12 protein-coding genes are annotated in these 13,236 nt (G+C 68.8%); 11 read left to right on the plus strand and 1 reads right to left on the minus strand.

Translation table 11 applies throughout. From position 1 onward, the window contains the following. A partial coding sequence (locus AC3A56_RS12910) for a YadA-like family protein (protein ID WP_487770598.1) occupies positions 1 to 1,195 on the plus strand: 1,195 nt, incomplete at its 5' end. Between the two features lie 221 nt (positions 1,196 to 1,416). On the opposite strand, the gene AC3A56_RS12915 is transcribed toward AC3A56_RS12910, so the two are convergent. Further along, on the minus strand, positions 1,417 to 4,173 hold the full coding sequence (locus AC3A56_RS12915; protein ID WP_487770599.1) for a Calx-beta domain-containing protein: 2,757 nt from the start codon (positions 4,171 to 4,173) through the stop codon (positions 1,417 to 1,419). Positions 4,174 to 4,537: 364 nt separating this feature from the next. Here AC3A56_RS12915 and gspE point away from each other — a divergent pair, with 364 nt between their 5' ends. The 10 genes from gspE (at position 4,538) to AC3A56_RS12965 (ending at position 13,234) form a co-directional block, all read left to right on the plus strand. Beyond that, positions 4,538 to 6,271, plus strand: a complete 1,734-nt coding sequence (gene gspE / locus AC3A56_RS12920) for a type II secretion system ATPase GspE (RefSeq protein WP_487770600.1) — start codon at positions 4,538 to 4,540, stop codon at positions 6,269 to 6,271. Between the two features lies 1 nt (position 6,272). Beyond that, positions 6,273 to 7,490: a type II secretion system inner membrane protein GspF gene (gspF, locus tag AC3A56_RS12925; protein WP_487770601.1), complete on the plus strand. Its 1,218-nt coding sequence runs from the start codon at positions 6,273 to 6,275 to the stop codon at positions 7,488 to 7,490. A 210-nt stretch (positions 7,491 to 7,700) separates the two neighbouring features. Further along, entirely contained in the window at positions 7,701 to 8,105 is a 405-nt protein-coding gene (gene gspG, locus AC3A56_RS12930) for a type II secretion system major pseudopilin GspG (RefSeq protein WP_157581975.1), read from the plus strand. A 170-nt stretch (positions 8,106 to 8,275) separates the two neighbouring features. Then, positions 8,276 to 8,731 (plus strand): GspH/FimT family pseudopilin, encoded by a 456-nt coding sequence (locus AC3A56_RS12935; protein ID WP_487770602.1) that lies wholly within the window; start codon positions 8,276 to 8,278, stop codon positions 8,729 to 8,731. Positions 8,732 to 8,814: 83 nt separating this feature from the next. Further along, the gene (locus AC3A56_RS12940) at positions 8,815 to 9,237 is read left to right on the plus strand and encodes a type IV pilus modification PilV family protein (protein WP_487770745.1); all 423 of its coding nucleotides are present in this window, start codon (positions 8,815 to 8,817) and stop codon (positions 9,235 to 9,237) included. After that, positions 9,234 to 9,890, plus strand: a complete 657-nt coding sequence (locus tag AC3A56_RS12945) for a type II secretion system protein GspJ (RefSeq protein ID WP_487770603.1) — start codon at positions 9,234 to 9,236, stop codon at positions 9,888 to 9,890. The genes AC3A56_RS12940 and AC3A56_RS12945 overlap by 4 nt, the downstream gene beginning before the upstream one ends. After that, entirely contained in the window at positions 9,887 to 10,756 is an 870-nt protein-coding gene (locus AC3A56_RS12950) for a type II secretion system minor pseudopilin (RefSeq protein WP_487770604.1), read from the plus strand. The genes AC3A56_RS12945 and AC3A56_RS12950 overlap by 4 nt, the downstream gene beginning before the upstream one ends. Then, positions 10,753 to 11,919 carry a PilN domain-containing protein gene (locus AC3A56_RS12955; protein WP_487770605.1) on the plus strand — a complete coding sequence of 389 codons (1,167 nt, stop codon included), beginning with the start codon at positions 10,753 to 10,755 and terminating at the stop codon, positions 11,917 to 11,919. The genes AC3A56_RS12950 and AC3A56_RS12955 overlap by 4 nt, the downstream gene beginning before the upstream one ends. Next, on the plus strand, positions 11,916 to 12,563 hold the full coding sequence (gene gspM, locus AC3A56_RS12960; RefSeq protein WP_487770606.1) for a type II secretion system protein GspM: 648 nt from the start codon (positions 11,916 to 11,918) through the stop codon (positions 12,561 to 12,563). The genes AC3A56_RS12955 and gspM overlap by 4 nt, the downstream gene beginning before the upstream one ends. Further along, positions 12,560 to 13,234 carry a general secretion pathway protein GspN gene (locus AC3A56_RS12965; protein ID WP_056715037.1) on the plus strand — a complete coding sequence of 225 codons (675 nt, stop codon included), beginning with the start codon at positions 12,560 to 12,562 and terminating at the stop codon, positions 13,232 to 13,234. The genes gspM and AC3A56_RS12965 overlap by 4 nt, the downstream gene beginning before the upstream one ends. The last annotated feature ends 2 nt before the right edge of the window (positions 13,235 to 13,236 follow it).

Consider the following 13,236-nt stretch of genomic DNA (forward strand, 5'->3'; position numbering starts at 1 on the left):
TGCGCAGTCATTGGCTGACCGGGCCAACACGGTCTCCGTGGGCAGTGCCGGTTCCGAGCGCCAGATCACCAACGTGGCTGCCGGCACCGAGGCCACGGATGCGGTGAACCTGGGTCAGCTGGAAGCGGTGCAGACGCAGGTGACGCAGACGGGCTCGGACGTGAGCGCCAACACGGCGGCGATTGCCACGAATACCGCCGCCATCGCGACCAACACCGCGGACATCGCCACCAATACGGCCGACATCGCCACGAACACCGCCGCCATCAGTTCACTGGATGGCCGGGTCGACACGATCGAGGGACAGCTCGGCGACCTGCAGCAGAGCACGGCGGAACTGGGCGCGATCGGCATCGACACCGTGGGCGATGGCAGCGACGACGCCTCGGTGCTGGCCGGCTCGCGTGGCGTGGCGATCGGCTCGAATGCCGAGGTGGGCGGTGACCATGGCACGGCGATCGGCGGCGACAGCTACGCGGCGGGCCCGAACGACACCGCCATCGGCGGCAATGCGAAGGTGAATGCCGATGGCAGCACCGCGGTGGGTGCCAACACCACCATCGCGGCGACGGCGACCAACGCGGTGGCGGTCGGCGAAGGCGCGTCGGTGAGCGCGGCGTCGGGCACGGCGATCGGCCAGGGCAGTTCGGCCACGGCGGCCGGTGCGGTGGCCCTGGGCCAGGGCTCGCTGGCTGATCGCGCCAACACGGTGTCGGTGGGCACGGCGGCAAACAACCGCCAGATCACCAACGTGGCGGCCGGTACCCAGGCCACCGACGCGGCGAACTACGGTCAGGTGCAGCAAGCCCTGGTCAGCGCGAAGGACTACAGCGACGCCAACGCCCAGCAGACCCTGCAGAGCGCCAATGCGTACACCGACCAGAAGTTCGCCAACATCGCCAGCACGGCGGACGTGAACTCGCTGCGCAACGACACCAACAACCGCTTCCGCGCCATGGACAAGCGCGTGAACCAGGTTGGCGCGATGGGCGCGGCGATGGCGCAGATGGCGTTCAGCACCCAGGGCATCAACACGCCGAACCGGGTGGGTGTGGGCATGGGTGGCTACGGTGACCATGCAGCACTGGCGGTGGGCTACTCGCGGCAGTTGTCGCCGAAGGCCAACCTGACCTTCGGTGCGGCGGTCAGCGGCAGCGAAACCTCCGGTGGCGTGGGCGTGGGCTTCGGCTGGTAAATCAGGCCGCCGGGCCGGCGATACGGGCCCGGACATGCACGACAGAAACCGGCGCCCACGTGGCGCCGGTTTCCCTTGTGGCCGAGGTCCACCGCCGTCGCGCGAGGCAGCGATCACGCTTCCGCGCCGCCATGCGTACGTCGCCATGAAGGAGGTCGCTTCGGGGGCGAAAAAGGAAAGGCCCGCCGAGGCGGGCCTTTCTGCCGTGACGCGATGAAACCTCAGTGGTGCCCGTGCGCCAGTCCGGGGCAGGCCAGGTCGAGCACGAAGCCGTCGTGGTCGGAAACCCCGATGGCCTTGCGCAGGCCGGTTTCGCCTGCCGCGTCATCCTGGGTCTGGTCGGGAGCATCGAGATTGCCGCGGCCGTATTCGAAACCGCGGAAGCAGCGCTGGGCGAGGCGATCAAGCAACGCCTGGTCGAGCACCTGGGCCACCGGAACATCGCGGCCGGAGTCGAACGAGCCGGTGCTCTGGTAGCCCTGGATCTCGCCAAGCTGCTGGGTGAACAGGAACGAGTAACGGTCGTTGGGGGCCACCGACTGCACCGCGTTCCACAAGGCCGGCTTCACGATGTTGCCGCCGAGATCGAGCAGGTTGGCGCTGTCGTCGTAGGTGCCGGCGATCGCGCCGACCACGTCGGTCCAGCCGTCGGTGAACGGGTAGGCGTTGAAGTCGCCCAGCACGACCAGCGGTTCGAAAGCGGACTTCGCGTCGGTCTGCAGCGCCTGCACGCGCTGGGCGATGTCCACCGCGCCGTTGAAGCGCTTGAGGCGGTTGCGCGTGGCATCCGCCCCGCCATCGACGCCGATCAGCGACTTCGGGTGCACCACCATCAGGCGGAACGAGAAGCTGCCCTTGCCCAGTTTGGTGCCTTCGAGCAGCAACGGCGGACGGTCGTGCAGATAGGCCGACTGGCCGGTGCCAGGGTCCACCCAGGTCGCGTCGTAGCCAAGCTGGCTCACGCTGGCGATCTGCACCCGGTCGTCCTGCACCAGGAAGCCCACGTCGATGCCGCTGGGATCGTGGCCGTCGACCAGGTGCGCGGAGTAGTGCACGCCGTAGTCGCTGTTCAGTTGCGCGGCCAGCTGTTCGAGCACGGGCAGGTTTTCCACCTCCTCGGCGCCCAGCACGTCGGGCAGTTTCAGCACGCCGCCGATGTAGGCGGACAGGCGCTGCAGCTTGAGCTGCAGTTCGTCCGCCGTCGGCGTGCCTTCATCACCGCACTCGTAGGTGCTGTTGCCGCCATCGGTGTCGCATAGCCGCAGCATGTTGAGGTTGCCCACGCGCAGGCCATCCGGGCCCCGCTGATCATGCACGGGGCGCGGCATCGTGTTGGCATCGAGGATGTGCAGCATGGTCGGCTGGAAGTCGTAGTCGCCGAAGCTGTAGCTCATCACGCCTTCGGCGATGAACCGCGCGCCGCCGTTGATCCCGGTGCCGGTCGGCACCGCGCCGAGGGCATCGGCGTCCATCTCGAAGACTTCCGGGTTGCCGTCCCACACGCCGGAGTGGATGTCCGAGGCCGGCAGGCCGAAAGTGACGCCCTGCGAACGCAGCGAACGACTGCCGCCGGCACTGACGAAGACCTCGGCGAAGGGATCGTTGCCGTAGCGCTGGTTGCCGCGATCGACGATGCCGTTGACGATCAGGATGCGCATGCCCTCGAAGCATTCGAAATTGGTCGTGCCGCAGGACAGGTTCGCCGGATCGGTCGACGGCAGGTTGCGACCGAACAGCACCGGCTGTGGCAGCCGGTTGCCCGAGCTGAGCACGCTGATGCTGGCGCCGGTCAGTTCGGTCAGCCCGTAGTACTCGGCCACGCGGGCACGCACGTCCACCGCGTCACCGACTTTCACTGTCGGTGCGCTGCCGGTGAACACGTACACGCCGTTCGAGGTCAGCCGGACGTGGTCGTCGCGGCGATCCGGCGTCTGCATGGTGAAGCCGGCCGGGCCGACGCTGGTGACGATGTTGTTGCGGGTGATCACCGGCTGGCCGGTGAACGGCGAGCTGTCACCGTTGCCCTGGATCTGGAAGATCTCGACCTGGGCCGCATCGTCGTTGAGGATGCCGCCGATCGCCTCGCCGCGGGCAATCGCGAGGCCGCTGGACGGCTCGCTCAGCTGCACCGCGAAATCCTCGTCGGGTTCGATCTTCGTGTCGCCGTGCACGGTGACGGTGACCTTCTGCACCGTGTCACCGGCGGCGAAGGTCACCACCTGGTCCACCGCGTCGTAGTCGCCATCGGCCACGGTGGCGGCGCCATCGGCCGTGCGGAAGCGCACCTGCACCGGCGACGGTGCCGGCTTGCTCAGGGTGAGGCTGAAGTCGAGCGCGGTGGTGCCGCTGTCGCCTTCATTGATCACCGCATCGGCCACCGACACGCCGAGGCCGAGGTCCGAACAGCTGCTGCCGGCGTTGTGCGGCACCGAGGGCGACTGCAGGCTGAAGTCCGCCGCGTTGTCGCCGGTGTCCTGCACCAGCCCGGCCGCGTTGCTGATGCGGGCATACGAGCGGTCGGCATTGGTCGAGCCCAGCGAGGCCAGCCGCGTGCCTTCGCCATAGGCCGAGCCGCCGCTGAGGCCGACCTGGTCCAGCACCGTGCCGCCGGCATCGGCGATCGCCAGGCCGCCGGTGTCGGTGATGCCAGTCTTGTAGATCACGTCGCCGCCCACGCTGCCGGAATAGCCGCTGCTGGCGCCATTGGTCAGCAACAGGTAGCAGCCCGGCGCGATCGACGTGCCCGACGGCAGCGTCGCACGCGTGCCGGTGGTGCCGCTGTCGTTCGAGCCGAGCAGGGTGTAGCCGCCCACATCGAGCGCACTGGGCGAACCGTTGTGCAGCTCGACGAATTCGTCGTTGCCGCCGGACGGTCCGCGTACGCGGAAATTGCTGATCGTGAGATCCGCGGCCAGCGCGGGTAGCGCCGCGGCAAACAGACACAGCGCCATTCCCGCGGCGCGACGCATAGGCATCATGACGTGATTCCCCTCGATGTGATGGCGGATTCCCCCTCCCGGAACCTGACCACTGTCCGTGACGGCGCAATGACAGGTCAGTCATACCCCGGTGCGGGGCGATGACTTTGCGACGGCTTCGGCAGTTTCGAAGGAACTTGTCGGCCTGGCAACCGAAACAGTGCCGAACAGGAATTTTTCCTAGGCGCGATGCCGCCATTGCGCCGGTGAACTCGGCACAATGGAGGGCCGCGCCCGAGATGAACGGCATGCGGGCCGAATCCCGGGCCATTCGCGTGCGCCCGGCCGGATGTGATACCTATGACGTTTGCCGTTTTCGCCCTGGGGCGTCGACGGTTTCGCGTGCACTCAAGCGGGGTGGAGGATGTCGGCAGTGATTGAGCCGGCGGTCGGCGGGGCTGGCATGGCCGTGGAGGATCGCGAGGCGGAAGTCTGCGCGTGGCTGGTGGCGCGTGGTCGCCTGAAGGAAGGCGATCTGGTGCGCGCGCGCCGGCTGCACGAGGAGTCGGCCGAGGGCACGCTGACCACGCTGATGGCGCGTCTTGGCCTGGTGTCCGAGCGCGACCTGGCCGAGGGCTGGGCCGAGCTGCTGCAGGTGCCGCTGCTGTCCGCGCGCGATGCGCCGGAACTGCCGCCGGCCGATCTCGACGTGTCGCTGCGTTTCCTCAAGCAGCAGCACGTGGTGCCGGTGCAGGACGAAGCCCACGGGCTGGCGTTGATCGTCGCCGATCCCGCCGATCCGTATCCATTGCAGGCGGTGCAGCTGGCCGCCGGGCGCCCGGTGGCATTGCGGGTGGGCCTGCGTTCGGAAATCGACGGCCTGATCGAGCGCTATTACGGTTCCGGCCGTTCGGCGATGGGCACCATCGTGGAGAACCTCGACGGCAGCGCCGCCGAGGAGGACGACGTCGAACACCTGCGCGACCTCGCCTCCGAGGCTCCCGTCATCCGGCTGGTCAATCTCATTCTTCAGCGCGCGGTGGAGCAGCGCGCTTCGGACGTCCATATCGAACCGTTCGAAAACCGGCTGAAGGTGCGTTACCGCATCGATGGCGTATTGCACGAAGTGGAAGCGCCGCCGTCGTCGTCGACCGCCGCGGTGATCTCGCGCGTGAAGATCATGGCGCGGCTCAACATCGCCGAGCGCCGCCTGCCGCAGGACGGCCGCATCCAGTTGCGCGTGCAGGGCAAGGAGCTCGACCTGCGCGTGTCCACCGTGCCGACCAGCTTCGGCGAATCGGTGGTGATGCGCATCCTGGACCGCGAATCGGTGGTGTTCGATTTCGAATCGCTGGGCTTCACCGACAGTTTCAAGCAGCGCTTCGTCGAGGTGCTGAACAAGCCGCATGGCATCCTGCTGGTCACCGGCCCCACCGGTTCGGGCAAGACCACCACGCTGTACACCGCGCTGAGCCAGATCAACACCAACGACGTGAAGATCATCACCGTCGAGGACCCGGTCGAATACCAGCTCGAAGGCATCAACCAGATCCAGGTGAAGCCGCAGATCGGGCTGGATTTCTCAGGCGCCCTGCGCTCGATCATGCGCCAGGACCCGGACGTGATCATGATCGGCGAAATGCGCGACCTGGAGACCTGCCGCATCGCGATCCAGTCCGCGCTCACCGGTCACCTGGTGCTGTCCACGCTGCACACCAACTCCGCCGCCGGCGGCGTCACCCGCCTGCTCGACATGGGCGTGGAGGATTACCTGCTCGGCTCCACCATCAACGGCATCCTGGCGCAGCGACTGGTGCGCCGGCTCGATCCGGAAACCGCGATTGCCTACGAGGCGTTGCCCGAGGTGATCGAACAGTTCGAGCTGGAGAAATACACCGACGAACGCCCGATCCGTTTGTGGAGGCCCGGCACCAGCGCGGCGAATCCCAGCGGCTATCGGGGCCGTCGCGCGATCATGGAATTCCTCACCATGAGCGATCCGCTGCGCAGGCTCGTCATGCAGCGCGCCAACGAGGGCGACATCGAAAAGCAGGCCCGTGCCGAAGGCATGCGCACGATGTACGAGGACGGCATCGCCAAGGCCGTGGCCGGCATCACCACGCTGGAAGAGGTCCTGCGCGTGACGCAGGAAGGCTGAGGTGGCGCAGTTCCGTTACAAGGCGGTCAACGACGCCGGCGAGACGCTGCAGGGGCAGATGGAAGCGGCCAGCGTCGACGAAGTGATCGGCCGGCTGCAGGATCAGGGCCACACGCCGCTGGAAGCGCTGCCGGCCGATGGTGCGGGCGGTGGCAGCGGGTTTGCCGCGCTGTTCAAGCGCGGGCCGTTCAACGGCGACCAGCTGGCCCAGTTCACCCATCAGCTGGCGACCCTGCTGGGCGCCGGCCAGCCGCTGGACCGCGCGCTGGGCATCCTGCTCGACCTGCCCGAGGGCGAGCACGCGAAGAAGCTGATCGAACGCGTGCGCGATCGCGTGCGGGGCGGCAACACGCTGTCCTCCGCGCTCGACGAGGAACACGGCGTGTTTCCCAAGCTCTACGTGAGCCTGGTGCGCGCCGGCGAAGCGGGCGGCTCGCTGGAGGAAACCCTGCGCCGGCTGGCCGACTACCTCGAGCGCGCCCAGGCGATGCGCGGCAGCATCGTCAATGCGCTGATCTACCCGGCCTTCCTGCTGGTCGGCGTGCTCGGTTCGCTGGTGCTGCTGCTGGCCTACGTAGTGCCGCAGTTCGTGCCTATCTTCGAGGACATGCAGGTACCGATTCCGTGGATCACCCAGGCCGTGCTGACCGTGGGCAACACGCTGCAGGCCTGGTGGTGGCTGATCCTGCTGCTGCTCGGCGGCGGCCTGTTCGGCTGGCGCGCGCACCTGCGCGATCCCGCTGCGCGGCAGGCCTGGCATGCCCGCCTGCTGCACATGCGCCTGGTCGGGCCGCTGCTGCTGAAGGTGGAGACGGCGCGGATCGCCCGCACCCTGGGCACCTTGCTGAAGAACGGCGTGCCGCTGCTGAATGCGCTGAGCATCGCGCGCCAGGTCACCGGCAACCGCGCGCTCGACGCGGCGCTGGCCGCGGCGCAGGAACAGGTCAAGGGCGGCGCGGGCCTGAGTCTGGCGCTGGGCCAGTCGAAACTGTTTCCCCGACTGGCGATGCAGATGGTGCAGGTCGGCGAGGAAGCCGGCCAGCTCGACACCATGCTGCTGAAAGTCGCCGACACGTTTGAACTTGAGTCCAAACGCGCGATCGATCGTTTGCTGGCTGCACTGGTTCCGGCGCTGACCATCGTGATGACCGTGCTTGTGGCGATCATCATGGCCGCGATCCTGCTGCCGCTGTTGAGTCTGACCAGCAATATTCAGTAACCGAGGAGCAAGGCAATGGTGAAGTTTTTGGAATTCGTGGGGCAGGGAATCGGGAATGGGGAATGGGGAATGGTAGGAGCCCGCAAGGCCGCGGCATTTACTTGCCCCATTCCCCATTCCCCATTCCCCATTCACGGGCGCGCGCGTGGCGTTGCCCCCTCCTCAATCCTCCCCCGCGGAGCGGGGGAGGAGGCGAAGGCAAGAAGCGCCTTGTTTCATAAGAGCGGGGGCTTCACCCTGCTCGAAATGCTCGCGGTGATCGTGCTGATCGGCATCATCGGCGCGGTGGTGGTGACCCAGGTCGGCAAGAACGTCGACAAGGGCAAGTACGGCGCCGGCAAGTCGCAGCTGATGACGCTGAGCCAGAAGATCGAGAACTACGCGCTGGACAACGGCACTCCGCCGCAGCAGCTCGACGGCCTGGTGACCCGGCCGCCGAACGCGGCGAACTGGCAGGGTCCCTATGCCAAGGCCTCCGAACTGAAGGACCCGTGGGGCCATGCCTTCGGCTACCAGTATCCGGGCCAGAACGGCAGCTTCGACCTGATCTTCTACGGCCAGGACGGCAAGCCCGGCGGCGACGGCTACAGCAAGGACGTGGGCAACTGGCAATGAAGCCGGGAATCGGGAATGGGGAATCGGGAATCGGAAAAGCGTGCGCTCACACGCTTGCCTGCTCTGCCCATTCCCTGTTCCCTGTTTCCCGTTCCCCGCGCGCGGGGTGCGCTGCCCCCTCCTCAATCCTCCCCCGCGGAGCGGGGGAGGAGGCGAAGGCAAGAAGCGCTTTGTTTCATAAGAGCGGGGGCTTCACCCTGCTCGAAATGCTGGCGGTGATCCTGCTGATCGGGATCGCGGTGGCGGCGGTGTCGGTGTCGGTGACGCAGGGCCTGGCCAGTGCGCGGGTGCGCGCGGCCAGCGGTGAACTGGCCGGCGCGCTGCGCGCGACCCGGGCGCAGGCGATCGTGCGCGGGCAGGAGCAGCACTTCGACGTCGATACCCGGGCGAACAGCTACGACGATGCGAAGCGGCACGACGTGCAACTGCCCGTCGGCATGCACATCAGCATCACCAGTGCGAAGGAAGACCAGCCGAACGACCACACCGGACGCATCCGCTTCTTCCCCGACGGCAGCTCCACCGGTGGCCGCATCACCTTGCACAGCGGCCAGCGCGAGTGGCACGTCAACGTGTCGTGGCTGACCGGCGAAGTGCGGGTGGTCGATGCGGTGGCTTCCCGATGAAACCCGGGAATCGGGATTCGGGATTCGGGAATCGGCCAGGCGCGCCAGCGCCGGCTGCCCGCCTTTGCCGTTCCCCATTCCCGATTCCCCATTCCCGGCGCCAACGCGGCTTCAGCCTGCTGGAAGTGATCGCCGCGATCATGCTGCTGGCGATCGCGTTCACCGCCTTGATGAAGGTGGCCGGCGCGTCGATCGGCCTGACCCACAACGCGGCGGAATACAGCCAGGCGGCGATGCGTGCGCGCAGCCTGCTGGACAGCGCCTTCGTGGGCGAGGCGGTGAAGCCGGGCAATCGTTCCGGCCGCTTCGATACGCAGTACCGCTGGCAGCTCGACGTACGGCCGTGGAACACGGGCGGCCCCGCGGTACCGGGCGCGCCGCTGCAGCTGTACCAGCTCGACCTCACCGTCTCGTGGGGGCCGCAGGCCCATCCGCGGGCGGCCCACTTCCGCACCCTGCGGCTGGGTGGTCCACTGGCCTCGGGCCAGGCGCAGGCCGGACCATGAAACGGCAGGCCGGTTTCACCCTGCTGGAAGTGCTCGCCTCGCTGGTGCTGCTGGCCTTGTTGCTGGTCGGCGTGTATTCGGGCATCCGCACTGCCACGCACAGCGTGCGCTCCGGCACGGCGGCGATCGAGCGGCTGGACCAGGTGCGCTCGGCCCAGCAGTTTCTGCGCCGCGAACTGGCGCAGAGCCTGGCCCAGCCGATCGATCGCACCGATCACGGCGAACCGGTCTACTTCGTCGGCAGTGCCCGGGAGATGCGCTACGTGGCGCCGCTGCCCGGTTACCTGGGCAAGCTCGGTCCGCAACTGCAGCAGCTGCGCCTGGTCGACGACAATCATGGCGGCCAGCGGCTGGAACTCAGCCTGGCCTTGCTGCCGCCCGATGGCCAGCCTCCGCAGGCGCTGGGCGATCCGCAGGTGCTGGTCGACCACGTCAGCAGCGGCAGCTTCAGCTATCGCGGCGTCGATTCGAAAGGTGCCGCGGTGGCGTGGTCGCCGACCTGGGCCGACGGCCGCGTGCTGCCGCAACTGGTGCGGGTCGAGCTGCAGGTGAACGGCACCGTCGAGTGGCCGCAGCTCGAGGTGCCGCTGCGGGTGAACGCCTCGCCGGCCGGACTGGTGCGCATGGGCCTGCGCGGCGGGAGCCTGCGATGAGGCGGGCGGCGCCACACCTGCACGGGCGTCAGCGCGGCGTCGCGCTGCTGCTGGTGTTGTGGGCGTGCACCCTGCTGGCGATCCTGCTCGGCGGTTATGCCGCGCTGGCGCGCACCGAGGGCCTGCAGGCGCGTTACCAGTTTGCCCAGACCCAGGCGCACTACGCGGCCGAGGCCGGCCTGATGCGGGCGGCCTATGCCCTGCAGGACCCGCAGGCGAAGCAGCGCTGGATGGCCGATGGCCGGGTCTACACCTTCCACTACGACAACGCGACGATCACCGTGCGCGCGATCGACGAAGGCGGCAAGGTCGATCTCAACGCGGCCTCGCCCGAGGTGCTGCTGGCGCTGTTCCAGGCGGCCGGTTTGAAGCCTGCGCCGGCGAAGGTGCTGGTCGATCAGGTGGTCGACTGGCGCAGCCTGCCGGCGGTGGAGGGCGATGACGCCAGCGCCCGGGCCGGCTACCTGGCGGCCGGGAGAAACTACGGTCCGCGCCACGGCCCGTTCGCCAGCGTCGAGGAGTTGCAGATGGTGCTGGGCGTCACGCCCTCGCTGTACCGGTTGCTGGCGCCGGCGCTGACGATCTGGTCCGGCAGTTCCAGCCCCGATCCGAATACCGCGCCGCCGCTGGCGCTGGCGGCGATCCCGGGGATGACGCCGGAACAGCGCCAGCAGCTCGAGGCTGCACGGCAGCAGAACGCGAAGGACCCGCAGCTGGTCCTGGGCAGCGGAACAACGCATAGTATCCGGTCCGAGGCTACGCTGGCCGACGGCACGCGCGCGGTCCTGCGCGCCACGATTCGCCTGCAGGCGGGGCAGGCGCAACCGTACGCCGTCTTGCGCTGGCAGGAAGGGGAGGCGGAATGAGTTCGGCAACGCAGTCACTGCGGCCGCTAGTCGATGTCGTACGCCGCAGCTGGCGTGCTTCGCCGTTGCCGGGTTTCCTGCACTGGTGGGGTGGCGAGCTGCGCGCGCTGCTGCCGCCGCGCTGGCGTGGCGCCTTCGGCAGCGGCGCCGACTGGTACCTGCTGCAGTGCGCCGGCGCCCGCTGGGATCTGCGCCGCAACGGCCACGCCGGGCTGCTGTCGAGCTGGGACGAAACGGAGCCGGGCATCGACGGCGCGGGCAAGCCGCCGGCGGCGTTGCGCGATGCACTGCAACGCGTCGATCGCGAGGATCTGCGCGTGGCCCTGTTGCTGCCATCCGCCCTGGTGCTGCGGCGCACGCTGAGCCTGCCGCTGGCGGCACGCGACAACCTGATGCAGGTGGCCGGTTTCGAGATGGACCGGCAGACCCCGTTCAACCTGGCCCAAGTGCACCACGCCGTGCGCGAGCTGGCGACGGCGGCGCCGCCCGGGCGCTTCAACGCGGAACTGGTGGTGGTCACCCGCGACGTCCTCGATCCCGTGCTGGCGCGCCTGCAGGCACAGTCGATCAGTGTGGACGCGGTGGACGTGGCCGATGGCCATGGCCGTCTCGGCGTGAACCTGTTGCCGGCGGCGCAGGTGCCGTGCCACGCGCATCCGCGGCGCCGGCTCAACCTGCTGCTGGCCGCGGCCGTGGTGGTGTTGCTGGCCTGCATGCTGGGCGAATGGCTGCACAACCGGCAGCTGGCGCTGGAGCAGATGCGCACGGATGTCGAAGGCATGCGCGGCGAAGCGCAGCAGGTGGCCGCGCTGCGCCAGCAACTGCAGGACAACGCCGGCGCCGCCGGCTTCCTGGCCCAGCGCAAGAAGCACAGCGTGGCGATGCTCAGCGTGCTCGAAGACGCCACCGCGCGCCTGCCCGACAGCGCGTGGCTGGAACGCCTCAGCGTGGACAACACCGGCCAGATCGGCTTCCAGGGGCAGAGCCAGCAGGCCGCGAAACTGCTCGACACCTTGAAGGATTCGCGCCTGATCACCGACGCCAGTTTCCAGGGCAGCATCCAGCCCGATCCCACCACCGGCAAGGAGCGCTTCTACCTCACCGCCCGGGTCAACCAGCCGAAGCCCGCGCCGAATGCTGCGAGCGCCGGGGGCACGCCATGAAGCTGGCGGCGATGAACCGGCGTGACAGCCGCATCGCGGCGGTGCTCCTGCTGCTGCTCGCGCTGCTGCTGGCCTATTTCGTGTTGCTGCACTGGTGGTTCGTGGCGCCACTGCAGCAGATCCGCGGCGAGATGGCCGACCTGCGCGACACGCAGAGCCGCTACGCCGCCGCGATCGCCGAGAAGCCCGCGCTGCTGCAGCGGATCGCCGCGCTCGGTGCCGGCCAGGCGGCCAGCAGCGCGTTCCTCTCGGCGGACGATCCCAACACCGCTTCGGCGGACCTGATGCAGCGCGTGGTCGACGTGGTCGCGGCGCATGCCGGCAGCGGATCGTGCACGGTGAGCCAGAAGATGCCGCTGCCCAGTCCCGCGCCGGCCGCCGGCGAACCGTATCGCAAGGCCGCGGTGAGCATCAGCCTGAGCTGCGACATCGAGCCGCTGGCCGCGGTGATGCAGGCGCTGGAGCAGGGCACGCCGTATCTGTTCATCGACGACCTCAGCATCTATCGCAATCCGGTGGCCGCGCAGCAGGGTGGTGCCGTGCCGCTGGAAGTGCAGTTCACCCTGTCCGGCTATGTGCGGCCGGCACGGGTCGCGCCGGCATCGCCCGGCACGCCGGCGACTTCGCCGGGAGAGGCGCCATGAACGCGGCCGCCCAGCGTCGCCTCACGCCCTGGCTGATGCTCGGCGCCATCGCGCTGGCGGCGCTGCTGCTGGCCCTGCTGCTGGGGGTCGGTCGTGGCGTGCACTGGGACGAGCCACGCGCACGCGCGCCGCTGCCGCCGGCCGGCAATCCCGCCAACCTGCCGCAGCCGTTGCCGCTGCAGCAGTTCGCCCTGGTCTGGCAGAAGCCGCTGTTCGCACCCGACCGCAAGCCGACGGCTTCCGCGGCCGATGGCGGCAGCCAGCTCGGCGACCTCGAACTCACCGGCGTGATCCTCACGCCAGCATTGCGCATGGCCTTGCTGCACGATCGCCAGGCCGATCGCGAAGTGCGCCTGCGCGAAGGCGAATCGCTGCCCGACGGCAGCGTGAAGCTGGTCGAGGTGCGCGCCCGTTCGGCCATCTTCGATGCCTCCGGCGGTCGCACCGAACTGAAGCTGCCGGCCGGCGCGCCGATCGACCCGCCGCGCGGCGCCGACCGGAATGCCAACGGTGAAGGCACCGCGCCGGCTCGCGCCGCGCCGCCGGTGCCGCCGGTGCCCAACCGCGCCACGCCCGAATCGTCGCGCGAATCGCCGGCCGAGCGCCTGCGCCAGAATATCCAGAAACGTCGGGCCGCCCGCGCCGCCGCGGCCAACGAAGGAGTACGTTGATC

It is taken from the genome of Rhodanobacter sp. Soil_C_14 (assembly GCF_057657335.1).